This is a genomic window from Streptomyces sp. GbtcB7 (genome assembly GCF_019091445.1).
Classification (GTDB): Bacteria; Actinomycetota; Actinomycetes; order Streptomycetales; family Streptomycetaceae; genus Streptomyces; species Streptomyces mirabilis.
This window is the reverse complement of record NZ_JAGXJM010000001.1, coordinates 110,956-136,843: the sequence shown is the minus strand read 5'-3', so window position 1 is coordinate 136,843 and position 25,888 is coordinate 110,956. Positions and strand designations below refer to the sequence as shown.

Annotated in this window: 25 protein-coding genes; 11 read left to right on the top strand and 14 right to left on the bottom strand. The window is 70.7% G+C overall.

Features of this window, described 5'->3' with window-relative positions; translation table 11 throughout:
* Nucleotides 1-46 precede the first annotated feature (46 nt).
* Nucleotides 47-742, bottom strand: a complete 696-nt coding sequence (locus KVT44_RS00555) for a TerB family tellurite resistance protein (RefSeq protein ID WP_099922730.1) — start codon at nt 740-742, stop codon at nt 47-49.
* Nucleotides 743-928: 186 nt separating this feature from the next.
* Entirely contained in the window at nt 929-2,650 is a 1,722-nt protein-coding gene (gene leuA, locus KVT44_RS00550; protein ID WP_099922729.1) for a 2-isopropylmalate synthase, read from the bottom strand.
* A gap of 353 nt (nt 2,651-3,003) precedes the next feature.
* On the opposite strand from leuA, the gene KVT44_RS00545 reads away from it, so the two are divergent.
* The 8 genes from KVT44_RS00545 (at nt 3,004) to KVT44_RS00510 (ending at nt 11,564) form a co-directional block, all read left to right on the top strand.
* On the top strand, nt 3,004-4,077 hold the full coding sequence (locus tag KVT44_RS00545) for a M4 family metallopeptidase (RefSeq protein ID WP_217565675.1): 1,074 nt from the start codon (nt 3,004-3,006) through the stop codon (nt 4,075-4,077).
* A 32-nt stretch (nt 4,078-4,109) separates the two neighbouring features.
* Entirely contained in the window at nt 4,110-4,376 is a 267-nt protein-coding gene (locus KVT44_RS00540; RefSeq protein ID WP_060896474.1) for a protealysin inhibitor emfourin, read from the top strand.
* A 166-nt stretch (nt 4,377-4,542) separates the two neighbouring features.
* A complete protein-coding gene (locus KVT44_RS00535) occupies nt 4,543-5,871 on the top strand; it encodes a GH1 family beta-glucosidase (RefSeq protein ID WP_217565674.1) in 1,329 nt (442 codons plus the stop codon).
* Nucleotides 5,868-7,130, top strand: a complete 1,263-nt coding sequence (locus KVT44_RS00530) for an MFS transporter (protein WP_217565673.1) — start codon at nt 5,868-5,870, stop codon at nt 7,128-7,130. The genes KVT44_RS00535 and KVT44_RS00530 overlap by 4 nt, the downstream gene beginning before the upstream one ends.
* 42 nt (nt 7,131-7,172) lie before the next feature.
* Nucleotides 7,173-7,982, top strand: coding sequence for a GNAT family N-acetyltransferase (locus tag KVT44_RS00525; RefSeq protein WP_099922724.1), 810 nt, complete (start codon nt 7,173-7,175; stop codon nt 7,980-7,982).
* Nucleotides 7,983-8,290: 308 nt separating this feature from the next.
* The gene (locus tag KVT44_RS00520) at nt 8,291-8,767 is read left to right on the top strand and encodes a hypothetical protein (protein WP_217565672.1); all 477 of its coding nucleotides are present in this window, start codon (nt 8,291-8,293) and stop codon (nt 8,765-8,767) included.
* A 277-nt stretch (nt 8,768-9,044) separates the two neighbouring features.
* A complete protein-coding gene (locus KVT44_RS00515) occupies nt 9,045-10,394 on the top strand; it encodes a beta-xylosidase (RefSeq protein WP_217565671.1) in 1,350 nt (449 codons plus the stop codon).
* A gap of 84 nt (nt 10,395-10,478) precedes the next feature.
* A complete protein-coding gene (locus KVT44_RS00510; protein WP_217565670.1) occupies nt 10,479-11,564 on the top strand; it encodes a DUF916 domain-containing protein in 1,086 nt (361 codons plus the stop codon).
* Here KVT44_RS00510 and KVT44_RS00505 read toward each other — a convergent pair.
* Nucleotides 11,458-11,796, bottom strand: a complete 339-nt coding sequence (locus tag KVT44_RS00505) for a P-II family nitrogen regulator (protein ID WP_067369901.1) — start codon at nt 11,794-11,796, stop codon at nt 11,458-11,460. The genes KVT44_RS00510 and KVT44_RS00505 overlap by 107 nt on opposite strands.
* Nucleotides 11,793-13,112 carry an ammonium transporter gene (locus KVT44_RS00500; RefSeq protein WP_217565935.1) on the bottom strand — a complete coding sequence of 440 codons (1,320 nt, stop codon included), beginning with the start codon at nt 13,110-13,112 and terminating at the stop codon, nt 11,793-11,795. The genes KVT44_RS00505 and KVT44_RS00500 overlap by 4 nt, the downstream gene beginning before the upstream one ends.
* 215 nt (nt 13,113-13,327) lie before the next feature.
* Here KVT44_RS00500 and era point away from each other — a divergent pair, with 215 nt between their 5' ends.
* Nucleotides 13,328-14,287 (top strand): GTPase Era, encoded by a 960-nt coding sequence (gene era, locus KVT44_RS00495; protein ID WP_179436579.1) that lies wholly within the window; start codon nt 13,328-13,330, stop codon nt 14,285-14,287.
* Nucleotides 14,288-14,545: 258 nt separating this feature from the next.
* On the opposite strand, the gene KVT44_RS00490 is transcribed toward era, so the two are convergent.
* Entirely contained in the window at nt 14,546-14,899 is a 354-nt protein-coding gene (locus KVT44_RS00490; RefSeq protein WP_099922720.1) for a cytidine deaminase, read from the bottom strand.
* Nucleotides 14,900-14,940: 41 nt separating this feature from the next.
* A complete protein-coding gene (locus KVT44_RS00485) occupies nt 14,941-15,816 on the bottom strand; it encodes a helix-turn-helix transcriptional regulator (protein ID WP_308313879.1) in 876 nt (291 codons plus the stop codon).
* A gap of 90 nt (nt 15,817-15,906) precedes the next feature.
* On the opposite strand from KVT44_RS00485, the gene KVT44_RS00480 reads away from it, so the two are divergent.
* Nucleotides 15,907-17,358 (top strand): MFS transporter, encoded by a 1,452-nt coding sequence (locus tag KVT44_RS00480; protein ID WP_217565669.1) that lies wholly within the window; start codon nt 15,907-15,909, stop codon nt 17,356-17,358.
* Here KVT44_RS00480 and KVT44_RS00475 read toward each other — a convergent pair.
* The 5 genes from KVT44_RS00475 to KVT44_RS00455 all read right to left on the bottom strand — a co-directional run bounded on the left by KVT44_RS00475 (nt 17,320) and on the right by KVT44_RS00455 (nt 21,902).
* Nucleotides 17,320-17,679 carry an MmcQ/YjbR family DNA-binding protein gene (locus KVT44_RS00475; RefSeq protein ID WP_075032692.1) on the bottom strand — a complete coding sequence of 120 codons (360 nt, stop codon included), beginning with the start codon at nt 17,677-17,679 and terminating at the stop codon, nt 17,320-17,322. The two genes, KVT44_RS00480 and KVT44_RS00475, sit on opposite strands and share 39 nt — an antisense overlap.
* A gap of 40 nt (nt 17,680-17,719) precedes the next feature.
* Entirely contained in the window at nt 17,720-19,033 is a 1,314-nt protein-coding gene (locus KVT44_RS00470; protein ID WP_099922718.1) for a hemolysin family protein, read from the bottom strand.
* Nucleotides 19,030-19,527 (bottom strand): rRNA maturation RNase YbeY, encoded by a 498-nt coding sequence (gene ybeY / locus KVT44_RS00465; RefSeq protein ID WP_054235448.1) that lies wholly within the window; start codon nt 19,525-19,527, stop codon nt 19,030-19,032. Before ybeY ends, KVT44_RS00470 begins: the two co-directional genes overlap by 4 nt.
* Nucleotides 19,528-19,540: 13 nt before the next feature.
* Complete coding sequence (locus KVT44_RS00460; protein ID WP_217565668.1) at nt 19,541-20,608, bottom strand: PhoH family protein; 1,068 nt, start codon at nt 20,606-20,608, stop codon at nt 19,541-19,543.
* Nucleotides 20,609-20,792: 184 nt separating this feature from the next.
* Nucleotides 20,793-21,902: a carbohydrate kinase family protein gene (locus KVT44_RS00455; protein WP_054235446.1), complete on the bottom strand. Its 1,110-nt coding sequence runs from the start codon at nt 21,900-21,902 to the stop codon at nt 20,793-20,795.
* A 277-nt stretch (nt 21,903-22,179) separates the two neighbouring features.
* Between KVT44_RS00455 and KVT44_RS00450 the strand changes: the two genes are divergently transcribed.
* Nucleotides 22,180-23,478, top strand: coding sequence for a sugar MFS transporter (locus KVT44_RS00450; RefSeq protein ID WP_217565667.1), 1,299 nt, complete (start codon nt 22,180-22,182; stop codon nt 23,476-23,478).
* 12 nt (nt 23,479-23,490) lie between these two features.
* Here KVT44_RS00450 and KVT44_RS00445 read toward each other — a convergent pair whose 3' ends face one another.
* The 3 genes from KVT44_RS00445 to KVT44_RS00435 form a co-directional block, all read right to left on the bottom strand.
* A complete protein-coding gene (locus KVT44_RS00445) occupies nt 23,491-24,483 on the bottom strand; it encodes an adenosine deaminase (protein ID WP_143608046.1) in 993 nt (330 codons plus the stop codon).
* 69 nt (nt 24,484-24,552) lie between these two features.
* Nucleotides 24,553-25,485 (bottom strand): ribonuclease Z, encoded by a 933-nt coding sequence (locus tag KVT44_RS00440; protein WP_217565666.1) that lies wholly within the window; start codon nt 25,483-25,485, stop codon nt 24,553-24,555.
* Between the two features lie 6 nt (nt 25,486-25,491).
* Nucleotides 25,492-25,845 (bottom strand): histidine triad nucleotide-binding protein, encoded by a 354-nt coding sequence (locus tag KVT44_RS00435; protein WP_054231965.1) that lies wholly within the window; start codon nt 25,843-25,845, stop codon nt 25,492-25,494.
* Nucleotides 25,846-25,888: the final 43 nt, after the last annotated feature.

The window sequence follows — 25,888 nt, the reverse complement described above, 5'->3', positions numbered from 1 at the left end:
GCTCACACCGTACCCTGAGTCACCGAACGTCACTCCCGACCCTTCGCTACGAGGGCGTGCGCGCCGCCGCCAGCAGTCGCGTCACGTCGTCCGCACAGATCGTCAGCGCCGCGCCCACGGTGGCGAGCACGTCCCGTTCGGCGGGGGTGTACGGCCCGTCCGCCAGGGCGATCCGGGCGCCCTGGAGCAGGATCGATTCGCGTCCCGTCGCGGCGAGGTGCGGCGCCAGCGGATCCAGGGCCTCGTGCAGCTCTATGGCGAGGCCCGCCCCGCACGGCTCCCCGAAGATCCGGCCCGTGTCCGCGGCGAGCGCCTCGACGAGGGCGCCGAGCTGGTCCTCCGTGCAGTCGTCGAAGCCGGCCGAGCGCACCGCGGTCGCCGCGGTCTCCAGGGACGTACGGGAGCAGGCGCCGCCGGCGGCGAGCACGGCGAGCGCGACGGTGTGGACGGCGTCGCGGAGCATCGCCGAGAAGCGGGTGGTGGTCGGGTGGTCGAGGACGTCCGCGCCGTAGTGGTGGCCGCAGGCGGCGCACTCGACGACGGGTCCCGTGTCACCGCGCGGCAGGACCGGGACACCGAGGAGGGTGAAGCGGCGTCGGCCGGTCAGCCGCTGGTAGTTGCGGTCACCCCCGCAGCCCGGGCAGAAGAACTCGCCGTCCCCCATGGTGGTCCACGCGGTACGGGTGCCTAGGATGCGGGAAATCTGCACTGCACGACCGTTTCGTCCCCATCCTGGCAGCACGCTCGCACACCTCCGTAACGCCGCGGCAACATCGCCGCGCTGGCGTGATGTTAGCCACATTGTTGAGGCAGAGTCAGTACCTTGGACGAGACCTTTCCGTGATCTCCACGGCGATTGGCCGGTATACGACGGGGCCCCGCCCGCCTCGAAAGGCGGACGGGGCCCCGAAAGTGCCGGTCAAAGTCCTCAGCGGGCCGCGCGGTTGACCGCGGAGACCACGGCCTTCAGCGACGCGCGTGTCGTATTCGCGTCGATGCCGATTCCCCACAGGACCTTGTCGCCGATCGCGCATTCGATGTACGAGGCGGCCTGCGCGGAGGCGCCCTCGCTCATCGTGTGCTCCTGGTAGTCCAGGAGGCGTACGTCGATGCCGACGGACTGCAGGGCGTCGAAGAACGCGGAGATCGGACCGTTGCCGGTACCGGTCAGGACCGTGTCGGTGCCGTCCACCGAGGCCTCGACGGTCAGCGAGTCGATGCCGTCGCGGTCGGTCGTGGTCTGGCCGGCCTTGACCTGGATACGGCCCCACGCGTTGTCGGGGTTCGGCAGGTACTCGTCCTGGAAGATCGCCCAGATGTCCTTCGGGGTGACCTCGCCGCCCTCGGCGTCCGTCTTCGCCTGGATGATCTTCGAGAACTCGATCTGCATCCGGCGCGGCAGGTCCAGCTTGTGGTCGTTCTTCAGGACGTAGGCGATCCCGCCCTTGCCGGACTGCGAGTTGACGCGGATCACAGCCTCGTACGAACGGCCGACGTCCTTCGGGTCGATCGGCAGGTACGGGACGGCCCACTCGATGTCGTCGACGGTGACGCCCTTCGCGGCGGCGTCCGCCTCCATGGCGTCGAAGCCCTTCTTGATGGCGTCCTGGTGGGAGCCGGAGAAGGAGGTGTAGACGAGGTCGCCGACGTACGGGTGACGGGCGTGGACCTCCATCTGGTTGCAGTACTCGGCGGTGCGGCGGACCTCGTCGATGTTCGAGAAGTCGATCTGCGGGTCGACGCCCTGCGAGAACAGGTTCATGCCCAGGGTGACCAGGTCGACGTTGCCGGTGCGCTCGCCCTGGCCGAACAGACAGCCCTCGATGCGGTCGGCGCCGGCCATCAGGGCCAGCTCGGCGGCGGCGACGGCCGTACCCCGGTCGTTGTGCGGGTGCACGGACAGGCAGACGAACTCGCGGCGGGACAGGTTGCGCGACATCCACTCGAAGCGGTCCGCGTGCGTGGACGGCGTCGAACGCTCCACCGTGGCGGGCAGGTTGAGGATGATCTCGCGGCCGGGGCCGGGCTGCCAGACGTCCATGACGGCCTCGCAGACCTCCAGGGCGAAGTCCAGCTCGGTGTCGGTGAAGATCTCGGGGCTGTACTGGTAGCCGAACGCCGTCCGCTCGTCGAGCAGCTTCTCGGCGTACTCCATGACCAGCCGCGTGCCGTCGACGGCGATCTGCTTGATCTGGTCCTTGGAGCCGCGGAAGACGACCCGGCGGAAGACCGGGGCCGTCGCGTTGTACAGGTGGACCGTGGCGCGCTTGGCGCCGACCAGGGACTCCACCGTGCGCTCGATCAGGTCCTCGCGGGCCTGGGTCAGTACGGAGATCGTGACGTCGTCCGGGATCGCGGTCTCGTCCTCGATGATCGAACGGACGAAGTCGAAGTCGGTCTGCCCGGAGGCCGGGAAACCGACCTCGATCTCCTTGTAGCCCATCTTCACGAGCAGGTCGAACATCTCGCGCTTGCGGGCCGGGGACATCGGGTCGATCAGCGCCTGGTTGCCGTCCCGCAGGTCCGTCGACAGCCAGCGGGGGGCGACGGTGACACGCTTGTCCGGCCAGGTGCGGTCAGGGATGTCCACCTGCTCGTACTTGCCGTACTTGTGGACCGGCATGGCGGTGGACTGCTGGAAGTTCGGCATGATGCGTGGGCTCCTCAGAGGGTGTCCGGAAGGACGGCCGACGGCGCAACGCCGAACTCCGCGGGGAGGGGGTCGGCCTCGACTACAGGCCCTCGCCGCGGCAGCTAAGGAGAAGCAGCCCGATACGCATGATGCTCCGCAGCGTAGCCGAGCCTCACTCTCTCCGGAGGGCTGTATCAGTATGCGGGATCGTGACCACATAAGGAAGAAAACGGACAAAAAGTGTGGCACACCACCCAGAGTGAGTCCTCATACCACTGAAGAGCGGACCGACGGGCTCCTTATCGCCGCATTTCACACAATCTTGGTCGCAGGTAGTGACAGCGAAGTAACTCAGTGCAATTGTGCCGGGCATGACCGCGAACCCGGCAGGCTTCGAGCCTGTCTTCTGCACCATCGTGCCGCCCCACGTCCTCGACACGCTGGCCCAGCACGAGGACCCCGCGCTCGCCGGGCCCGCGCGCCGCACCCTGGAGCGCGACGCCTTCGAGCGCACCCACCGCCGGCTGACCACGGTCATCGGCGCGCCCACCGTGGCCCCGCCCCAGGGTGCGCCCGCGGACAAGCCGCAGCGCACCATCTACGACGCCAGGCACCACCAGGACCTGCCGGGCAAGAAGGTCCGCGGCGAGGCCGACAAGCCCGGCAAGGACGCCACGGTCAACCGCGCCTACGCCGGACTCGGCGCCACCTTCGACCTCTACCTGAACGCCTACGCCCGCAACTCGATCAACGGCGAGGGCCTGCCCCTCACCGCGAGCGTCCACTTCGACGTCGACTACAACAACGCCTTCTGGAACGGCGAGCAGATGGTGTTCGGCGACGGCGACGGCGAGATCTTCCTCGACTTCACCATCCCGGTCGACGTCATCGGCCATGAGCTGACCCACGGCGTCACCCAGTACACGGCGAACCTCACCTACTTCGGCCAGCCGGGCGCCCTGAACGAGTCCATGTCGGACGTCTTCGGCTCGCTGATCAAGCAGTACACGCTCGGCCAGACCGCCGCCGACGCCGACTGGCTGATCGGCGCGGGCCTGCTCGCCCCGCGCGTCACCGGCAAGGCGCTGCGCTCCATGAAGGAGCCCGGCACGGCGTACGACGACGACGTGCTCGGCAAGGACCCGCAGCCCGCGACGATGGACGGCTATGTGAGGACCGGCCGCGACAACGGCGGTGTCCACATCAACTCCGGCATCCCCAACCACGCCTTCTACCTGGTCGCCCAGTCCCTCGGCGGGCACGCCTGGGAGCGCGCCGGGCAGATCTGGTACGACGTCCTCACCGGCGGCGAGCTCCAGTCCCAGGCGAGCTTCTCCGACTTCGCCAAGCTGACGGTCGCCCAGGCCAGGAGCCGGTACGGCGAGGGCGAGGAGCTCCAGTCCGTCACGAAGGCCTGGGAACAGGTCGGGGTGGCGACGTCGTAGCTTCGGCGCCCGACTCGTACTAGACAGGACCCATGCGTATTCAGGTAAGGCGCACGGGCGGATTCGCGGGCATCGAGCGCCATGCCGAGGTGGACACCTCGGGGCGCTCCGACGCCCCCGAGTGGCATGCCCTGGCCGAGCAGGCGATCGCCTCCGGCCAGGGCACGCGCCCCGCCGGGGTCCCCGACGGCTTCAGCTACGAGATCACCGTGAACGGAAAGACGGTCTACGCCGCCGATCCGAGACTGACGGAGGAGCAGCGAAGTCTGATTTCGAGGGTCCTGAAGGAGGGCGCCTAGAAAGCGGCCTTGCGGGAGGCGCCCCTTCAGGGGCGCGGGGAACTGCGCGACCAGCCCCCACCGGGCCGCAGCCGCGAACACTCCGCACCACCCCTCCCCTGGCGTCCCAAGAAGCCGTAACTCCCAGTTCACACCAACCCGTTGACTTCCCTTACTGCCGGTACGGATGATCGCGCGCATGGCGACGAACCCCCTACCGCAGTTCCCGCCCGGCTTCCTCTGGGGCGTGTCCACCTCGGCCCACCAGATCGAGGGAGCCGCGGCCGAACGCGACCCGTCGGTATGGGACGCGTTCACGGCCGAGCCCGGCCACATCAAGGACGGCTCGACGGCGGACGTGGCCTGCGACCACTACCACCGCTACCCCGAGGACGTGGCCCTCCTCGCCGACCTCGGCGTGGACGCGTACCGCTTCTCGATCTCCTGGCCCCGCGTGAACTCCCCCGGCGGCCTCGACTTCTACGACCGCCTGGTGGACGCCCTGGTCGCGGCGGGGATCCGCCCCGTACCCACCCTCTTCCACTGGGATCTCCCGCTGAAGCTCGAAGAGGCCGGCGGCTGGCTGAACCGCGACACGGCCGAGCGCTTCGCCGAGTACGCCGGTGTCGTCGCCGCCCGTCTCGGCGACCGCGTCAAGAAGTGGATCACCCTCAACGAGCCAGCCGAACACACCCTGCTCGGCCACGCGCTCGGCGCCCACGCCCCGGGCAAACAGCTCCTGTTCGACTCGCTGCCGGTCGCCCACCACCAACTGCTGGCTCACGGCCTCGCCGTCCGGTCCCTGCGCGCGGCCGGCGTCACGGACATCGGCATCGCCAACTCGCACGGCCCGACCTGGGCGGCCTCCGAGCAGCCCGAGGACGTGGAGGCCGCCGACTTCTACGACCTCCTCCTCAACCGCCTCTTCGCGGATCCGCTGCTGCTGGGCCGATACCCGGAAGGCATCGGTGAGTTGATGCCGGGCGATGTCGAGGCGGATCTGAAGGTCATCGCGGAGCCGATCGACTGGTACGGGATCAACTACTACCAGCCGACCAAGGTGGGCGCCCCCGAGGGCGCGGAGATCGAGTTCAGCGGACTGACCCTGCCCGCCGAACTCCCCTTCTCCGTGCGGGAACTGGAGGGCTACCCGGTCACCGACTTCGGCTGGCCGGTGGTCCCCGAGGCACTGACCGAGCTGCTCGTGGGCTTCCGCGAGCGCTACGGGGACCGCCTCCCGCCGGTCGTCATCACCGAGAACGGCTGCAGTTACGAGGGCATCGACGACCAGGAGCGGATCACGTTCCTCGACGGCCATGTCCGGGCGCTGCACCGGGCGTTGGAACAGGGCGTGGACGTTCGCGGGTACTTCGTGTGGTCGTTGCTGGACAACTTCGAGTGGGCGGAGGGATACGCGCGGCGCTTCGGCCTGGTCCACGTCGACTACGACACGCTGAAGCGGACCCCGAAGGTGTCGTACACCTGGCTGCGCGACGCGCTGCGGGCGCGGGGATGACGGCGGCGGACCCCGTCGTGTCCGTCGACCCGCTCGCCGAGCCCGTCGAGCGGGTCGGCCGGGGCTGGACCTCGGCGCTCTCGCTCGCCAACGGGGCGATCTGGGTGGGCTGGTACGGCCCGCTGCAGATCCTGCTGGCCTCCCAGGCGGAGGACTTCGCGCCCGGCACCGGCATGTCGAAGGAGACGATGCTGGCGTGGGTCACGGGCGCGGGCGCGGTGGTGTCGCTGGTCGCCAACCCGCTCTTCGGCGCGCTGTCCGACCGGACGACGGCGCGGTGGGGCCGCCGTACGCCGTGGATCGTGGCGGGTTCGGCGGGCGGCGCCCTCTCCCTGCTGCTCCTGGCGGGAGCGGGCGGGGTCTGGACGATGGCGGCCGGCTGGTGCCTGGTCCAGCTCACCCTGAACGCCGCCTTCGCCGCGATCACCGCGGCGGTCCCCGACCGGGTGCCCCGGCTCCAGCGGGGCTCCGTGGGCGGCTGGCTCGGCGCGGCACAGATCCTGGGCGTGGTGGGCGGAACGGGCCTCGCGACGGCGGCGGGGGGTGTGGGCGGCGGCTACGCGGCGTGTGCGGTGTTCACGCTGGTGGGCGTGCTGCCGTACGTACTGCGCCACCAGGACCTGCGGCTGCCGGCCTCGGCCCGGCCCGCCTGGTCCTGGCGCACGTTCGCGGCCTCCTTCTGGCTGAGTCCGCGCCGCCACCCGGACCTGGCCTGGGCCTGGCTGACCCGCTTCCTGATCAACCTGAGCAACGCCCTGGTCCTGCTCTACCTCCTGTACTACCTCCGCGACCGGCTCCACTACGACGACCCCGAGAACGGCGTACTGATCCTCACGGCGGTCAACGGCGTCACCCTCCTCGCCACGGTCGTGGTCGGCGGGGTGTGGTCGGACCGGGTGGGCCGCCGCAAGCCGTTCGTGATCTGGTCGGGCGTCCTCATGGCGGTGGCGACGGCGGTCCTCTCCGGGTGGCAGACCTGGCCGGGCGCGATCGTCGCGGCGGCGGTCCTCGGCATCGGCTTCGGCGTCTTCACCTCCGTCGACTTCGCGCTGATGACGGACGTCCTGCCCAAGGCCCTGGACCGCGGCAAGGACCTCGGCGTCATCAACGTCGCCAACGCCCTCCCCCAGGTCGCCGCCCCCGCCCTGGCGGCCCCGATCGTGACGTATCTGGGCGGCTACCGGGTGCTGTACCTGGTGGCGGCGGTGATCGGACTGGCGGGGGCGCTGCTGGTGGGGCGGATCAGGGGCGTGGACTGAATTCGGGTGCCACCGGCATCCGTGTTCCTCTTGGATGGCGTCATGACGACTGTGAACGCATCCCTCGACCGTCTTGAGCGCTACTACGACTCGGTACCGCGCGCCGCCGCGCGGGCCGAGGACTTCGGCCCGCTGACCCTCTTCGTACGGGAGGCCACGGGCTGGCCCTACTACGCACGCCCCACCCTGGAGTGGACGGGCCCGGCGGCCACCGCCGAGGACGTCGAGCGGGTGCGGGCGCGGCAGCGGGAGCTGTGTGTGCCGGAGGCCTTCGAGTGGGTGGCGGAGGTGACGCCGGGCCTGCGGGAGGCGGTCGAGGCGACGGGGCTACGGGTACACGCGCATCCCCTGATGATCCGCGACGAGGACGCGCCGCTGCCCGACCCGCATCCCCTGGTCCGTGTACTGGATCCCGAAGACCCCTTCCTGGCGGGCGCGTTGGCGGTGCCGCATGTGGCGTTCGCGGCGCCGGGCACGGCGGTGGGGGAGGCCGGAACCGGCGAACTGGCCACCGAGATCACCGCCCGCGCCGCCGAGGTACCCGCCGCCGCGGACCGCATCCGCGTGGGCCGCACCGTACTGGCCGCGGCGGTCGAGAACGGCGTCGTGGTCTGCTCCGGCATGCACCTGCCCGTCGGCCGCGTGAGCGAGATCGCGGGCGTCGGCACCCTGCCCGCCGAACGGCGCCGCGGGCTGGCGTACGGCGTCACGGCCGCCCTCGTGGCCGACGCGCGTGAGCGGGGCGTCGAGACGCTGTTCCTGTCGGCCGGGGACGAGGACGTGGCGCGGATGTACGGCCGCCTGGGGTTCCGGACGGTGGCGACGGCGCTGATCGCGGAACTCGCCGAGTAGCGGGCCGATCAGGGGTCAGGGACGAACTTCGGCCACTTTCGACAACCCCTGAAGAAACCGCCCGGCATGCCTTGCAATCCCAAGCCGCTCGCGCATCAATGGAACCGCTAGTTCCGACGGACCGTCAGAAACGCCTCCGCTGGCGTCCCGCACCCCGCTCGCGGACGGTCCGTGTACACATCTCTCCGCACCCGCACCGGCGTTCACCGGTGACGCGTCCGTGTGCCCGGCCCGGCCCCGGCCTCTGAGCAGACGGTTCCGTCCCTCCATCCCCACATGGCAATTCCCGTACAAGGGAAGGGAACCCGATGAGACGCAAGCAACTCGGAATCGCCGCGGCGTTAGCCGCCGGCACCCTCGCCGCGACCGGCCTGGCCCTCGCGCCGACCGCCGCGGCCGTCACCCCGCTCACCGCGACCATCAACGCGACCTGCACGATCGGCGGCGGTGGTGCGGCCACCCTCACCGCCACCCAGACCGGCACGGCCGCGACCATCACCCTCAGCTCCACCTCGATCACCGCGCCGATCGCGCTGGCGCAGGACTCCATCGCCTCCACCCTGACCATGGCGAAGTCCGGTGGCGGCACCGTCGCGTTCACCGGCACGAAGAACCCCGCCATTCCGCTGGGCGGCGGGGTCACGGTGGGCCCGCTCAACGGCACCGTCACCTCCGGCGACAGCCTCGACGCGTACGGGGGCTCGCTGAAGATGGTCGTCTTCGGCATCACCATCACATGCACCGCGAGCGCGGCGCAGGCACCGGGCCCGTTCGTCTTCAGCTGAGCCCCGCCACAGCACATACGTGAAGACCGGTGTCGCCGGCGCGCGGCGGCACCGGTCCTCGTACTGCCTGAACAACTGAACCGAACAAATGAACCGAACAACTGCCTGATCACGGCCAACTAGCCTACGGGGGTGCCCAGTTGACGATATTGACACGACCTGATGGCCCATCAGTTACCGTCCGGGCCCTCCATTGACTTCTCACACAACCCGCACATCAATGGCCCCCTGTCGGCGCAGACGAGCCGCTGCGCCCGCATCCCTCAGGAGGGGGCACATGGCAACGCACAGGGGAACCAGGGGTTCGCACGCCCGAAGACGCCGCTGGGCGGCACTGCTCGGGGTGACCGCGCTGGCGGTCACCGCGGGAGGCGCGCTGGCGGCCCCGGCGGGCGCCGCGGCCGCGGACTCCCAGAACGTGGACTTCGCCACGCACTGCATCCCGCCGGCGATCGCGGGCATCCCGCCGATCGACGGCACCACCACCGCGATCATCACGGTGGACAACCCCAGTCCCAAGGTCGGTGACACCGTCACCGTGACGTACAAGGTGGTCACGCCCGCCGCGAACAACCCGACCGCCCTCGCCCTGCCCGCCGACATCATGACGCCCACCGGCAAGGTCGCCCTCGGCGGCGCGCAGACGGGAGACGTCACGGTCGCGGGCCCCAGGAAGAACGACCCGGTGGCGGGCAACGCGCCCTTCCCGGGGTTCAGCATGACGGGCACCTTCACCGTCACCAGCCCGGGCGCCATCACCCTCGCGCCCGGCGACTACAACATCCACACCAGCTACATCCTGGAGCTGGACACCCCCTGCACGGTCACCAACCCGCCCGCCCCGGTCTCCGGGACGATCACCGCGACGGACGGAACCCAGACCAACAACCGTGCCATCTCGCTCGGTTCGGCCTCCGGGAAGCCCGGTGACAGCGTGACCGTCACCGGCAGCAACTTCACCCCGGGCGCGAGCGTGACCCTCGCCGGACGGTCGGGGGCCACCCAGACCGCCGACACCGCCACCACGACCGCCGACGCACAGGGCTCGATCAACGGCACGCTGACCGTCAACGACAAGACGACGACCGGTGTGGTGGCGTACGAGGGCGCGAGCTGGAGCGACACCAAGGGCGCGGGGCCGGCGGCGTACGTGGTCGTCGACGACACCCCGATCCCCGCGGGCTCCCAGAAACTCACCACCACGGTGAAGGCGGGAACCCTGTCGATGTCCCAGGCCGGGGACGCCGTCCAGCTGTCGGCCGTGGACTTCGGCAAGGGCGGGGCCTCGACCGGTGCCCTGCGGACGGTGACCGTCAAGGACTTCCGCGGCGGGCCCGCGGGCTGGTCCCTGACCGGCAAGGTCACCGACTTCACCGGTCCCGGCGCCAAGATCGACGCCGGGAAGCTGAGCTGGACCCCCGCCTGCGCGACCAAGGCGGGCAGCCCGAGCACCTGCCAGGCCGGTTCGTCCGGCGCGGTGGGCGATGCGGGAGCGACGCTGGCGTCCACCCCCAACGGGGCGCTCACCGGTGGTGAGTTCACCGTCGACGCCGGGCTGTCACTGGACGTACCGGCGTTCACCCCGCCGGGTTCCTACTCCGGCGTGCTCACGCTGACGCTCACCTGACCCACCCCTCCGCACCCCGGTGGCCGGGCGCGCACCCGCCCGTCCACCTCGCCAGGTCCACCACGTCCGCGGGGGTCCGCACCCATGCGCAAGCTGTACGTCCTCATCCTGTCCGTGGTCCTTCTCGCGCTCACCACGCCCGCCTCGTACGCCGCCGACAACGGCAGCTGGTCCGTCTACCCCGTCTCCACGCAGATCGCGGCCCGCCCGTACTTCTACCTCTCCGCCGACCCCGGACAGACCCTCCGGGACAAGGTCACCGTCGCCAACAAGACCGGCGCCCCGCTGACCTTCCGGCTGTACGCCGCCGACGCGTACAACACCGCGCGCGACGGCGGGTTCGCGGTGCGGACGGTGAAGGAGAAGCAGCTCGGGGTCGGCGCGTGGGCGCACCCCGCCCGCTCCCGGGTGACGGTGCCCGCGCACGGTTCGGTGACCGTGCCGTTCACCCTCCGGGTGCCCGCGAAGGCCGAACCCGGCGACCACCCGGGCGCGCTGGTCGCACTCGACGAGCGCCTCGAGTCCGGGGACGCGGCGACCTCCTCGGTGGCGGTGCAACGGGCGGTCGGCGCCCGGATCTACCTCCGGGTCGGCGGACCCACCGTCCCCGCCCTCGCCGTCGAGAAGGTCCACATCAGCCACCACCAGCCCCTGGTCCCCGGCCTCGGCGAGAGCGGCGCCACCGTCTCGTACACCCTCCACAACACCGGGAACGTCACCCTGAACCCGAAGGTGCGGCTCAGGGCCGAAGGCCTCTTCGGGCGTACGTTGCTGTCCCGGGGGCTCACGAAGATCCCCTCGGAGCTGCTGCCGGGGCAACGTGTCCGGCTGACCGAGCCGTGGCACGGGGCGCCCCAACTCGACTGGGGTCACGTGACATTGACGGCCAGCGCGCCCGGCACCCGGGAGTCGGCGAGCACGTCGTTCTTCGCACTCCCGTGGCTGATGGCGGTGCTGGCGGGCGCGGGGATCGCCGCCGCCGTGGTGGTGATCAGGGCGCGCAGGGGCGGTACCCGCCCGTGGCCGCTCGGAGCGCGCAGGGGCGGTATCCGTCCGTGGTGGCTCAGAGTGCGTCGGGGCCGCGCTCGCCCGTCCGTACCCGTACGACCGTCTCGACCGGTACGGACCACACCTTCCCGTCACCGATCTTCCCCGTCTGCGCGGCCTTGACGATCGCATCGATCGCGGCCTCCGCGTCCGCGTCCTCGACGACGACCTCGATACGGACCTTGGGTACCAGGTCGACCTGGTACTCGGCGCCGCGGTAGACCTCCGTGTGGCCGCGCTGGCGCCCGTACCCGCTGGCCTCGGTGACGGTGAGCCCGTGCACGCCGAGCTCCTGGAGAGCGGTCTTGACCTCGTCGAGGCGGTACGGCTTGACGATGGCGGTGATGAGCTTCATGCCTGGGCCTTGGCCTTCTGAGCGGTGGGGAGGGATGACGAGACCGGGGCGCCGTGGCCCAGGACCCCGTGATCGTAAGCGGTCTCGGCGTGCACCGTAAGGTCCAGGCCGGTGTGCTCGTGCTCCTCGTCCGCCCGCAGCCCCACGACCTTGTCGAGCACCTTCCCGAGGCCGTACGTGACGGTGAAGGCGTACGCCCCAACGGCCACGACCGCCACCAGCTGCTTGCCGAGCTGTCCGAACCCACCGCCGTACAGCAGCCCCTCGGCGCCACCGGTCATCGTCGCGTCGGCGAAGACACCGATGAGAACCGTGCCGATGATGCCGCCGACCAGGTGAACGCCGACGACGTCCAGCGAGTCGTCGTAGTTCAGCCTGAACTTCCAGCCCACGGCGTACGAGCAGACGACACCGGCGGCGAGACCGACGACCAGCGCGCCCAGCAGCGACACGGACCCGCAGGACGGGGTGATGGCCACCAGACCCGCGACCGCGCCGGAGGCGGCTCCGAGGGTGGTGGGGTGGCCGTCGCGTTTCTGCTCGACGAAGAGCCAGCCGAGCAGACCGGTGCAGCCGGCGGCGAGGGTGTTGAGGAAAGCTGCGGCGGCGAGTCCGTTGGCGCCCAGCGCGGACCCGGCGTTGAAGCCGAACCAGCCGAACCACAACAACCCCGCGCCCAGCATCACCATCGGCAGGTTGTGCGGCCGCATGGCGTCCTTCTTGAAGCCGAGACGGGGGCCGAGGACGAGACAGAGAGCCAGGCCGGAGGCGCCGGAGGTGATCTCGACCGGCAGCCCGCCCGCGAAGTCCAGCGCACCCAGTTTCGCCAGGACCCAGCCCCCCGGACCCCACACCCAGTGCGCGACGGGAACGTATACGAGCAGCGCCCAGACCGGCACGAACACCAGCCACGCCGCGAACTTCGCGCGGTCGGCGATCGCCCCGCTGATCAGCGCGGCGGTGATGATCGCGAAGGTGAGCTGGAAGGTGGCGAAGAGCAGGGTGGGCACGGTCCCGTGCACACTGTCCGGCCCGATACCGCTCATCCCCGCGTGCTTCAGGCCGCCGACGAGTCCCCCGAAGGCGTCGTCCCCGAAGGCGAGCGAGTACCCGACCGTCAGCCACACCACCGTGACCAGGGCGATCGACACGAAACTCATCATCAGCATGTTGAGGACGCTCTTCGTGCGGACCATGCCGCCGTAGAAGAGGGCCAGGCCCGGTGTCATCAGGAGGACGAGGGCGGTGGCGGCGAGCAGCCAGGCGGTGTCGCCGGTGTCGAGGTGGGGTGCGGCGGCCAGGTTGACGGTGTCCAGGGTCTCCACGGTCTGCACGAACTCCACGGACGGCTCTCCTCGGTTCTCCTGGGTGCGGGGGCGTCGTCAGAGAGTCACGGGCTCGCGTTTCCGGTTGTGCACGTGTGCGTTTCCGGCGTGTTTCGTATTGCGTGGGGGTTTCCGAAACCTCACGGGGCGGCGCGGGAGCGGTCAAAGGCATATGGCGTACGGCGCGGGCCTGTGGATCAGGGACAATGGGCGCCATGAGCGTTCGTACCCAGTCATCCGAGCCGTCCGAGGCACCCCACCGCGCCGGCTTCGCCTGCTTCGTGGGCCGCCCCAACGCGGGCAAGTCCACCCTCACGAATGCTCTGGTCGGCCAGAAGGTGGCGATCACCGCGAACCAGCCGCAGACCACGCGGCACACGGTACGGGGCATCGTGCACCGCCCCGACGCCCAGCTGATCCTGGTCGACACCCCTGGTCTGCACAAGCCGCGCACGCTGCTGGGTGAGCGCCTGAACGACATCGTGCGCACGACGTGGGCCGAGGTCGACGTCATCGGCTTCTGCCTGCCCGCGAACGAGAAGCTCGGTCCGGGTGACCGTTTCATCGCGAAGGAACTGGCGTCCATCAAGAAGACGCCGAAGATCGCGATCGTCACGAAGACCGACCTCGTCGACAGCAAGACGCTCGCCGAGCAGCTCATCGCGATCGATCAGCTCGGGCGGGAGCTGGGGTTCGAGTGGGCGGAGATCGTGCCGGTGTCGGCGGTCGGGGACAAGCAGGTGGACCTGCTGGCCGACCTGATCGTCCCGCTCCTTCCCGAGGGCCCGGCGCTCTACCCGGAGGGTGACCTCACCGACGAGCCCGAGCAGGTCATGATCGCGGAGCTGATCCGCGAGGCGGCGCTGGAGGGTGTGCGCGACGAGCTCCCCCACTCCATCGCCGTCGTCGTCGAGGAGATGCTTCCCCGCGAGGACCGCCCCGCCGACAAGCCCCTCCTCGACATCCACGCCTTCGTCTACATCGAGCGCCCCAGCCAGAAGGGCATCATCATCGGCCCCAAGGGCAAGCGGCTGAAGGAGGTCGGCATCAAGTCCCGCAAGCAGATCGAGGCGCTGCTGGGTACGCCGGTCTTCCTCGACCTCCATGTGAAGGTCGCGAAGGACTGGCAGCGGGACCCGCGCCAACTCCGCAAACTCGGCTTCTGAGAGTTCCTCGCCCCCGCCGCCCCTACCCGTCCCATCCTCACTCGGGGGCTCCGCCCCCGAACCCCCGATCGGCCTGAACGGCCTCGTCCTCAAACGCCGGACGGGCTGAAAACGAGGGCGAGCCGAGGCTTTCAGGGGCGCGGGGAACTGCGCGACCAGCCCCCACCGGCCCGCAGCCGACGGACAGGGCCGGGGTCTGGGGCGGAGCCCCAGGTCGAGGATGGGTCGGGTAGGGGCGGCGGGGGCGAAGAAGCGGGCTCAGCCTGCGGGTGTCGTCAGGTGGACGGTGCCGTCGGGGCCCGCCAGCAGTACCGGCGTCGCGGGCCCACCGAGGTCCCGGACCGCCGCTCGGTCCTCCGAAGAGACCTCCCCCGCCTCGGACACCACCGCCGCCGCCTCAAGAGACTTCGCCCCGGACGCCACCGCCATCGCGACCGCGGTACGCAACGCGCTCAACCGCAGGGAGGGAAGATCCACCGTCCCCGCGACATACGTACGGCCGGTCTCATCCCGTACGGCCGCCCCCTCCGGCACCGCGTTGCGTGCCCGCGCGGAACGGGCCAGGGTGACGATCTTGCGGTCCTCGGGGTCAAGCGCGCTGCTGTCGGTCATGTTCAGAGCATACGAAGGGATCGGAAGCCGCACGCACAGACCTAGCCCGCCACCGGATACATCGAGCCCCGTCGGCCCTCCGGCGAGGCCAGCCACTCCAGCTTCGCCGCCGTGTTCGCCTCCGGCAGCGGCGTGTGCAGCACGATCGTGAGGTCGGGCCGCGCCGGCACCTTCATCGCGGTGGACTCGACGGCGAGCAGCCCGACGAGCGGGTGGTCGAGCTCCTTGCGGATCTGCCCGGCGTCCTCGATGTCCCGCTCCTCCCACAGCGTCGCGAACTCCGGTGAAGCGTCCCGGAGTTGGCTCAGTACCTCCTGGTACCCCTCGTCGTCCGGCGCGGCCGCGCACGACGCGCGGAACTGGGCGACGACCGTGCGCGCGTTCTTCTCCCAGGTCCGGGACTGCCCCCGGTACAGCGGGTCGGTGAAGAAGTCGATGATGCAGTTCTGCGTGTTGTCGGGCCGCATCCCGAGGACCATCCCGGCGGCGTCGTTGTACATGACGCAGTTGTAGTAGGGGTCCATGATGTGCGCCGGATACGGCATCCACGTGTCGATCAGCCGCCGCAGCCCGTCGCACATGTCCCGGACCTCGGGCGCGACCTCCGGCGCGGGCGGGTTCAGCCCGGCGAGCAGGTACAGATGGCGTCGTTCGGCGTTGCTGAGCCGCAGGACGCGGGCGACCGCGTCGAGTACCTGGGGCGAGACGGAGATGTCCCGCCCCTGCTCCAGCCACTGGTACCAGGACGCGCCGACGCCCGCGAGCACGGCCACCTCCTCGCGGCGCAGCCCCGGCGTGCGGCGGCGGGCCCCGCCGTCCGGCAGACCGGCCTCCGTCGGTGACACCCTCGCCCGGCGGCTCATCAGGAAGTCCCGCAGCTCACGCCGTCGGTGGGTCCTGAGCGCGTCCTCCGTCACGTGTGAATCCCCCTGTTGGTGACTGGTGGTGCGACCACCAGCATAAGTTCCCGCTCCCCACGGATATTCCGACGGCCGCACGCTCTTGCCATGGCGATCGACACCACCGAAACCACATCCGCTTCCCCAACTGCCCACTCCCCGCTCGGCACCCGGCTGTCGACCCGCGACAAACTCGTCCTCTTCGTGCTGTGCGCCGCGCAGTTCATGGTCGCGCTCGACTTCTCCGTACTGAACGTGGCGCTGCCCGTGCTCGGCAAGGACCTGGGCATGAGCCAGTCCGCGCTGCAGTGGGCGGTCACCGCCTTCGCACTGCCGTCCGGCGGCTTCCTGCTCCTCTTCGGCCGCATCGGTGACCTGTACGGCCGCCGCAGGCTCTTCCTGACCGGCCTCGCCCTCTTCGGCACGGCCTCGCTGCTGGCGACCTTCGCCTGGGACCCGGCGTCGTTCCTGACGGGCCGGGCGTTGCAGGGCCTCGGCGCGGCGGCGATCGTGCCGACGGGCATGTCGCTGCTGACGACGACGTTCCCCGAGGGCCCGGCGCGCGACCGTGCGCTCGGCATCTCCGGCACACTCCTCTCCCTCGGCTTCACGGTCGGCATGGTGGCCGGCGGCGTCCTGACCGACGTACTGAGCTGGCGCTCGACGATGGGCCTGCTGTCGGTCTTCGCGCTGATCGTGCTGCCACTGGCCCCGGGCCTGCTGCCCGAGTCCCGCACCCCCGACCGCCCGCGCCTGGACGTTCCCGGCGCGGTCACCGTCACCGGCGGTCTGCTGGCCCTGATCTACGCCCTGTCGACGGCCGCCGAGCGCGGCTTCGGCGGCACCGACGTCATCGTGACCCTCGCCGCGGGCGTGCTCCTGCTCGCCGCCTTCGTGTACATCGAGTCCCGCGCCCACGCTCCGCTCGTCAGCCTCCCCATGCTGCGCCGCCGCACGGTGGCGTGGGGCAACCTGGGCGGTCTGGTCACCTTCTCGATGATGTCGACGGTCGTCTTCGCGCTGACGCTGTACCTGCAGGAGACCCTCGGCCTGTCCGCGTTCGAGACGGGGCTGGTCTTCGGGTTCCAGGGCGTCATGTCCGCCGTCGCCGGGGTGTACGCCCCTAAGGTCATCGGCCGCTTCGGCGCCCGCCGTACGCTCGTCGGCTCGCTCGCCGGTCAGGGCCTGTTCGTGGCGGGACTGGTGCTGCTGAACGCCCACACCTGGTCGGTCTGGCTCGCCACCGCCGCGGTCTCGCTGGCCAGCATGTGCCACCTGGGCGCGATCATCTCGTACGGCCTGACCGTGACCTCGGGCGTTCCCGACGAGGAGCAGGGGCTGGCCACGGGCCTGGTGACCTCCACCCAGCAGGTCGGCCTCACGATCGGCATCCCGCTGCTGGGTGTCCTGGCGACGACGTCGAGCGACCTGCTGGCCGGTGTCCACACGGTCCTCGCCCTGGACGCGGTGATCGTGCTGGCGGCGGCGGTGCTGGTCGCGGCCGGGCTGGGCCGCGACCGCTCACGCCCGGTCGAGGCGGAGGCGCTCGGCCTTCGGTAGACCGGCGACGACGAGATCGTAGGAGTCCTCGACGAGCTCCCGGACCAGACGGTCCGGGAGTTCGCCGTCGACCGTCACCGTGTTCCAGTGCCGCTTGTTCATGTGATAGCCCGGGACGATCAGCCCCGGGTGCTCGCCGCGCAGCCGGACCGCGTCCTCCGGGTCGCACTTGAGGTTGACCGTGAGCGGACGCGCGTCCAGTCGTGTCAGCGCGAAGAGCTTGCCCAGCACCTTGAAGACGGAGATGTCCGGGGCGAAGGGGAAGTCCTCGACGGTCGCGTTGAAGGACAGACAGAACGCACGCAGCTGCTGAGGTTTCACTCCCACGTCTCCTTCGCCCACATCGCCTTCTCCGACGGCATCACTCCGGCTTCTTCTCCTCCTCGGACGGCTCCGGGTCCACCGGGCCGACCGGTTCGACGAGCACCGTGACGATCTTGTTCCGGCGCCCGGCCGCGGCCTCCGCCGTCAGCCGCAGCTCGCGCCCGTCGGGCAGCTCGACCACCGAGGAGGCACCGGCGATCGGAACCCGCCCCAGTGCCTTCGCCAGCAGTCCGCCGACCGTCTCCACGTCCTCGTCGTCGTACGCCTCGAAGCCGTACAGCTCGCCGAGGTCGCCGATGTCGAGACGGGCGGTCACCCGGTAGCTGTCGTCGCCGAGCTCCTGCACGGGCGGCAGCTCACGGTCGTACTCGTCGGTGATCTCCCCGACGATCTCCTCGAGGATGTCCTCGATGGTGACGATGCCGGCCGTGCCGCCGTACTCGTCGATGACGACGGCGACGTGGTTGCGCTCCTGCTGCATCTCGCGCAGCAGGTCGCCCGCGTTCTTGGTGTCGGGCACGAAGGTCGCGGGCCGCATGGCCGTGGACACGAGCTCGGACTCGGTCTCACGGCTGATGTGCGTCTTGCGGGCCAGGTCCTTCAGGTACACGATCCCGACGACGTCGTCCTCGCTCTCCCCCGTGACGGGGATGCGCGAGAAGCCGGACCTCAGCGCCAGGGTGAGGGCCTGGCGGATGGTCTTGTACCGCTCGATGACGACGAGGTCGGTCCTCGGCACCATCACCTCTCGTACGAGGGTGTCGCCCAGCTCGAAGACGGAGTGCACCATGCGGCGCTCCTCGTCCTCGATCAGGGACTCCTTCTCGGCGAGGTCGACCAGCGCGCGCAGCTCGGCCTCGGAGGCGAACGGACCGCGCCTAAAGCCCTTGCCGGGCGTCAGCGCGTTGCCGATGAGGATGAGGAGGGGCGGGATCGGGCCCATGATCCTGGCCAGCGGCAGCAGGACGTACGAGGCCGCCGTCGCCGTGTTCAGCGGGTGCTGGCGGCCGATGGTGCGCGGCGAGACGCCCACGGCGACGTACGAGACGAGGACCATGACCCCGATGGCGACGACGAGGGCCTCCCAGGTCTCGTCGAACTCCTTCAGGCAGGCGTACGTGACGAGCGCGGCGGCGGCCATCTCGCAGGCCACGCGCACCAGCAGTGCCACGTTCAGATAGCGGGTCGGGTCAGCGGCGACCTGGGCGAGCTTGGCACTGCCGCGCCGCCCGGACCGTACGGCCTCCTCCGCGCGGAAGCTGGAGACACGCGCGAGGCCCGCCTCCGCGCAGGCGGCGAGCCAGGCGACCACGACCAGCGCGATGGCGCCGATGACGAGCTGCGGACTCATGAAACGGTCGGGGCCGGCGAGGGGCCCGTCATGCCCTTCTCCGCGCGCCAGCCGTCCACGATGGCGGCCTGCAGACCGAACATCTCGGCCTTCTCGTCCGCCTCCTCGTGGTCGTAGCCGAGCAGGTGCAGCACTCCATGGACGGTGAGGAGGTGCAGTTCCTCGTCCATGGAGTGCTGCGTGGGAGCTTCCTTGCCCTGCCGCTCGGCGACTTCCGGGCAGAGCACGATGTCGCCGAGGAGTCCCTGCGGGGGCTCGTCGTCGTCCTTGGACGGCGGCCGCAGTTCGTCCATGGGGAACGACATCACGTCGGTGGGCCCCGGAAGGTCCATCCACTGGATGTGGAGCTGCTCCATGGCGTCGGCGTCCACGACGATCACCGAGAGTTCGGAGAGCGGGTGGATGCGCATCCGCGCGAGTGCGTAGCGGGCGATGTCGAGGATCGCCTGCTCGTCGACCTCGGTTCCGGACTCGTTGTTGACGTCGATCGACATGGTGCTCGCTTGTCTACTTCCCCTTGTGGCCGGCTTTGCCGCGGCTCTTGTGGGAGCCGTTCTCGGTGCCGTTCTCGCTGTCGTACTTCTCGTACGCGTCGACGATACGGCCGACCAGCTTGTGCCGTACGACATCGTGGGACGTGAGCCGCGAGAAGTGGACGTCGTCGAGGCCCTCCAGGATGTCCTGGACCTGGCGCAGGCCCGACTTCGTCCCGTTCGGGAGGTCGACCTGCGTCACGTCGCCCGTGACCACGATCTTCGACTCGAAGCCGAGACGGGTGAGGAACATCTTCATCTGCTCGGCGCTCGTGTTCTGGGCCTCGTCCAGGATGATGAAGGCGTCGTTCAGGGTGCGACCACGCATGTAGGCGAGCGGCGCGACCTCGATGGTCCCCGCCGCCATGAGCCGCGGGATGGAATCGGGGTCGAGCATGTCGTGCAGCGCGTCGTAGAGGGGCCGCAGGTAGGGGTCGATCTTCTCGTAGAGCGTGCCGGGCAGGAAGCCGAGCCGCTCGCCCGCCTCCACCGCGGGGCGGGTGAGGATGATCCGGTTGACCTGCTTGGACTGGAGCGCCTGTACGGCCTTCGCCATCGCGAGGTACGTCTTGCCGGTGCCGGCGGGGCCGATGCCGAAGACGATGGTGTGCTTGTCGATGGCGTCGACGTACCGCTTCTGGTTGAGCGTCTTGGGTCGGATGGTGCGGCCGCGCGAGGACAGGATGTTCTGCGTGAGCACTTCGGCAGGGGTTTCCTGACCGTCGCCCTCCCCGTTCTCGCTCGCCCTGAGCATGGCGATCGAGCGTTCCACTGCGTCCTCCGTCATCGGCTGCCCCGTGCGGAGCACCAGCATCATCTCGTCGAACAGGCGCTGGACGAGAGCGACTTCACCGGCGTCGCCGACCGCACTGATCTCATTGCCCCGGACGTGGATGTCGGCCGCCGGGAAGGCCTTCTCGATCACGCGAAGCAGCGCGTCTCCGGAACCCAGCACGGTCACCATGGGGTGCTTGGCCGGGACGGTGAAATGCGCTCGTGCCTGCCCCGAACCGGGGCTGTGAGCTGTGGGTGTCTGAGTCATGGGCCGGCTCTGTAGGCCTGCTTTTCCTCCTTGATCGGCACGCTTGCCACGGGGGCAGCCTTGCGGTTCCAAGGGTACGACGGTGGGGTGACAGTGCCGTAGGGCTTTTCGGCGCGGGTTCGGGGTCCGGGGCGAGGCCCTGAACCCAAAGGCACGCGGAACCGGTCGCGCGGGGCGGGGAGCGTCAGGCCGACCGGCGGAAGCCGATGGTCGGGACCGCCCGCCGCAGCGGCCACGGACGGGTCACCTCCGGGAGGAGGCTCTCCAGGAAGGCGTACCGGCGGAGCGCGGCCGGTTCCTGGTCGTCGACGGACTGGACCCGGCGCCACCACGCCGCGATCTCGGCCCAGCCGGGCGCCGAGAGGGACCCGCCGAACTCCTGGACGGAGAGCGCGGCGGTCAGCCCGGCGAAGGCGAGCCGGTCGGCGAGCGGCCAGTCGGCGAGGGTGCCCATCACGAACCCGGCGACGAAGACGTCACCGGCACCGGTGGGATCGAGGGCCTCCACGGCGATCGCGGGGACCTCGGCGGTCTCCCCGGTACGGCCGTCCACGGCGTACGCGCCCTCGGCGCCGAGGGTGACGACGGCCAGTGGCACGTACTCGGTCAGCGCGTGCGCGGCGGCCCGCGGGCAGTCCGCGCCCGTGTACCGCATCGCCTCGTCCGCGTTGGGCAGGAACGCCTCGCAGTGCTCCAGGTCCGCGAGCCCGGCCAGGTCCCAGCGTCCGGTGTCGTCCCAGCCGACGTCCGCGAAGATCCGGGTGCCCGCACGCGCGGACTCGGCGATCCAGTGCGCGCGCGTACCGGGCGTCAGCGAGGCGACGGCGGCACGCGCGCGGGGGGCGTGTTCCGGCGCCGGCTCCTCCGGCGGCGGCTCGTGCCCGTGGCTGACCATCGTCCGCTCGCCCTCGTACGCCATCGACACGGTGACCGGCGAGTGCCAGTCGGGCACGGTGCGCGAGGGGGCGAGGTCGATGCCCTCGCCCTGTTCCAGGGCGTCCCAGCAGTACTCCCCGTAGTGGTCGTCCCCGAAGGCCGCCGCCAGGGAGGTCTTGAGGCCGAGGCGGGCGAGCGCGGTCGCCATGTTGGCGACGCCGCCGGGGCTCGACCCCATCCCGCGCGCCCAGGACTCGGTGCCGCGCACCGGGGCGGTGTCGAGCCCGGTGAAGATGATGTCGAGGAAGACGGTGCCGGTGAGGTAGACGTCCCAGGGCGGGTCCTGAGGGGTGCGCAGACCGGCGAGCGGGTCGACGTGAGCGTGACAGTACGGTCGCTCTCCGTTGGTCTCGATCACGGTGCGCTCCCTGAGGTGGTGCGGATTCAGGCCAGTGTGCACCAAACGGCACACGGCACGGCGCCGGTCGAGGCCGGAGCGGACCGATGAACGGCCGGGTGAAAACCTCGCGCCTACCCGTCTCTTCCCCTCACAAACAGAACGTGACCCGGATCACACCTCCCCGCCTACGTCGCACCCCCACCCGCTTGATACAAATTGCCCGCGCGTTCCTGTCCGTCGACAGCCGCCCAACCCCCCTTATCGAGCCGCTCTTTCGCATGCCCTGGGAACGCCCGTGTCCGCCCGCACCACCACGCCCTGGCCCCTCGTCGCCCTTTTCACGGCCGGGTACCTCGCCCCGTACCTGCTCCCGACCACCGTCGGCCGGCTGAGCGCGGGTCTCCCCCTCTCCGCCACCGAGGCCGGTTCCATCGGCAGCGCCCTGCTGCTGAGTTCGGCGACGGCGGGCTTCCTGCTCGCGTCCCGCGTGGACCGCTTCGGCCCCCGCGGGCTCGCCCGCGGCGGCCTGCTCCTGGCCGCCGCCGGCTACGGCACCGCCGCCCTCACGACGACCATCCCCCTGGTCGTCCTCGGCGCGATCGTCGGCGGCCTCGGTTCCGGCACGATCACCAGCGTCGCCGCCACCGGGATCGCCGGCCGGCGCGACCCCCACCGCACCACCACCCTGGGCCTGCTGGGCGTCTCCGCCCTCGCGGGCGCGCTGTATCTGACGATCCCCCACCTGGGCCCGGGCCACGGCCACCCCCTCGCCGCGATCGCCGTCACCGCGCTGCTCGTGCTGCCCGTGACCCGCCACCTCCCCGGCGCCGGGACCCCCGAGGCCCCCCACACCCCCGCCGCCCGCACCCTCCGCGCCACCACCACTCCGCTCCCCCACCGCCGCGCCGGACTCGTCCTGGCCGCCGCGATGCTCTGCTGGTCCCTCGCCCAGAATTCACTCTGGGGTGTCAGCGGCCGGATCGGTCTGCAGCAGGCGGGGTTGACGGAGGTGACCGTCGGCGCGGTCTTCGCGGTGGCGCTCGGCGCGGGGCTGCTCGGGGTGATCGGCGCGGGCGCACTCGGCCAGCGCCTGGGCCGGGCGCTGCCCATCGGCGCGGGCACGGCCCTGATCGCCGGATGCATCGCGCTCAGCGCGGCGGCCACCGACCTGACGTCGTTCGCGACGGGCGAGATCGCCTGGAACACGGTCTACCCGGTCGTGCTCTCCTACGTCATCGGCCTCGCCGCGTCCCTGGACCGGCGCGGCCGGTGGGCGGTCCTCGTCGGCTCCGCCTCCTCGCTCGGCACGGCGTGCGGTCCACTCGCGGGCAGTCTGCTCTCCGCGCGGGTCGGATACCCGGGGATGGGCGTGATCCTGGCCCTCGGCCTGCTCCTGATCACCGTCCCGATGACGGCCGTGGCCCTGCGCACCGGGCGCGCCGCGCCGCTCCCACAGGAGCACCCGGTCGTGGAGATCCCGGTCGTGGAGATCCCGCTGGACGCCGTCCCGGCACCCCGGACGGCGTACGACACGGCAGGACCCCGGCAGGCGACCGCGGGTGCGGTGGCCGGACCGGGGCCCGGAAGCAGGTAGTCCCGCTGCGGCCTACCCGAACTCGTACGCCTCGACCTCGGCGAGGTAGCGCGCCCGCCGCTCCTCGTCGTGCTCCAGGAAGGACGCCACGAACGAGTTGCGCGCCAGTTCCCGCATCCGCTCCCGGTCCAGCCCCAGCGCCCCGTGCACGGCGTGGAAGGTGTCTCCGATGTACCCGCCGAAGTACGCGGGGTCGTCGGAGTTGACCGTGCACAGCAGCCCGGCGTCCAGCATCGCGGGCAGCGGGTGGTCCTCCAGGACGTCCACGGCGCGCAGCCGTACGTTCGACAGCGGGCAGAGCGTCAGCGGCACCCGGTCCCGTACGAGCCGCTCGACCAGCTCGGGGTCCTCCATGCAGCGCAGCCCGTGGTCGATGCGCTCGACGCCGAGCACGTCCAGCGCCTCGGTGATGTACTCCGGCGGCCCCTCCTCGCCCGCGTGGGCGACGCGGCGCAGGCCGAGCGCGGCGGCGGCCTCGTAGACCTCGCGGAACTTGACCGGCGGGTGCCCGACCTCGGCGGAGTCGAGGCCGATGCCGACGATCCGGTCGAGGTAGGGCTTCGCGGCCTCCAGGGTCGCGAGCGCCGACTCGGCGGACTCGTCGCGCAGGAAGCACATGATCAGCTGGGTGGAGACGCCGTGCGTCTCCTCGCTGCGGGAGAGCGCCCGGTGCAGCCCCTCGACGACCGTCCCCATGCCGATGCCCCGGGCGATGTGGGCCTGCGGGTCGAAGAAGATCTCCGCGTGCCTCACACCCTGCGCGGCGGCCCGTGCGAGGTAGGCGTCGGCGAGGTCGGCGAAGTCCTGCTCGGTCCGCAGGACGGCCATGAGCTCGTAGTACAGGTTCAGGAACGACTGGAGGTCGTCGAAGAGATACGCCTTGCGCAGCTCCTCGGTGTCCGCGTAAGGGAGCGTGACGCCGTTGCGCGCGGCGAGCTCGAAGGCCAGCTCGGGTTCGAGAGTGCCTTCGATGTGGAGGTGCAGTTCTGCTTTGGGGAGGGGCATCGAAATATCGTACGGGTGTGTACCGACGATCTCGTGCGACGACGCCTCGTCGACTCGTACGGCGTCGGCTCATCGCCGCTTCGGCACCGGCACCCGCACCAGGTCGTGCGCCACGGTCAGCTCCCCCTCGAACCCGGCGGCCCGGGCCTGGCGCTCGAACTCTCCCCCAGACTCCGTCCGGGAGGTGCCCCCAGGCTCGGAGTACCGCTGGCTGAAGTGCGTCAGCACGAGATGCCGTACGCCCGCGTCCCGCGCCACCCGCCCCGCCTGACCGGCCGTCAGGTGACCGTGATCGACGGCGAGTTGGTGATCGCCGTCCAGGAACGTCGACTCGATGACGAGGAGATCGCAGCCCTCGGCGAGGGCGTCCACGCCCTCGCACAGCCGCGTGTCCATGACGAACGCGAACCGCTGTCCGCGGCGCACCTCGCTCACGTCGTCGAGCGAGACCCCGCCGAGCGCGCCCTCGCGCTGGATCCGCCCCACGTCCGGCCCCTTGATCCCGTGCTCCGCGAGCAGCTCCGGCAGCATCCGCCGACCGTCCGGCTCGATCAGCCGGTAGCCGAAGGACTCCACGGGGTGGGAGAGCCTGCGGGCCTCCAGGGTGTACGAGGGGGTGGTCGCGAGCACCCCGTCCGCCTCGACCGGTGCCTCGGTCAGCTCGACGGTCTCGCGGTAGGCCGTCGCGTACCGCAACCGGTCGAAGAAGCGCTGCCCGGAGCGCGGGTAGTGCGCGGTCACCGAGTGCGGGACACGGTCGAGGTTAATGCGCTGGATCACCCCGGCGAGGCCGAGGGAGTGGTCGCCGTGGAAGTGGGTGACGCAGATCCGGTGCAGGTCGTGCGCGGCGACCCCGGCCCGCAGCATCTGCCGCTGGGTGCCCTCACCGGGGTCGAAGAGCAGGCCCTCCCCGTCCCAGCGCAGCAGATAGCCGTTGTGGTTGCGGTGCCGGGTGGGGACCTGGCTGGCGGTGCCGAGGACCACCAGTTCACGTACGGACAAGGTCGGTTACCCCGGCGGCCACTGCATGCCACGGCCGCCCAGGAGGTGGGCGTGCGCGTGGAAGACGGTCTGGCCCGCGCCGCCGCCCGTGTTGAACACGATGCGGTAGCTCTCCAGCTTCTCCTCGGACGCCACCTCGCCGGCCTCGCGCAGCAGGTCCGCGGCGATGGCGGGCTCGGCGGCGGCGAGGGAGGCCACGTCCGGGTGGTGCACCTTGGGGATGACCAGGATGTGCGTGGGCGCCTGGGGGTTTATGTCGCGGAAGGCGACGGTCGTGTCGGTCTCCCGGACGACGTTCGCGGGAACGTGCCCCGCGACGATCTTGCAGAACAAGCAGTCGTCCTGCGGTTCTCCCGTCATGCGTGTGCCTCCTCACGCCGTCTGATCATTACGTCGTGCATCG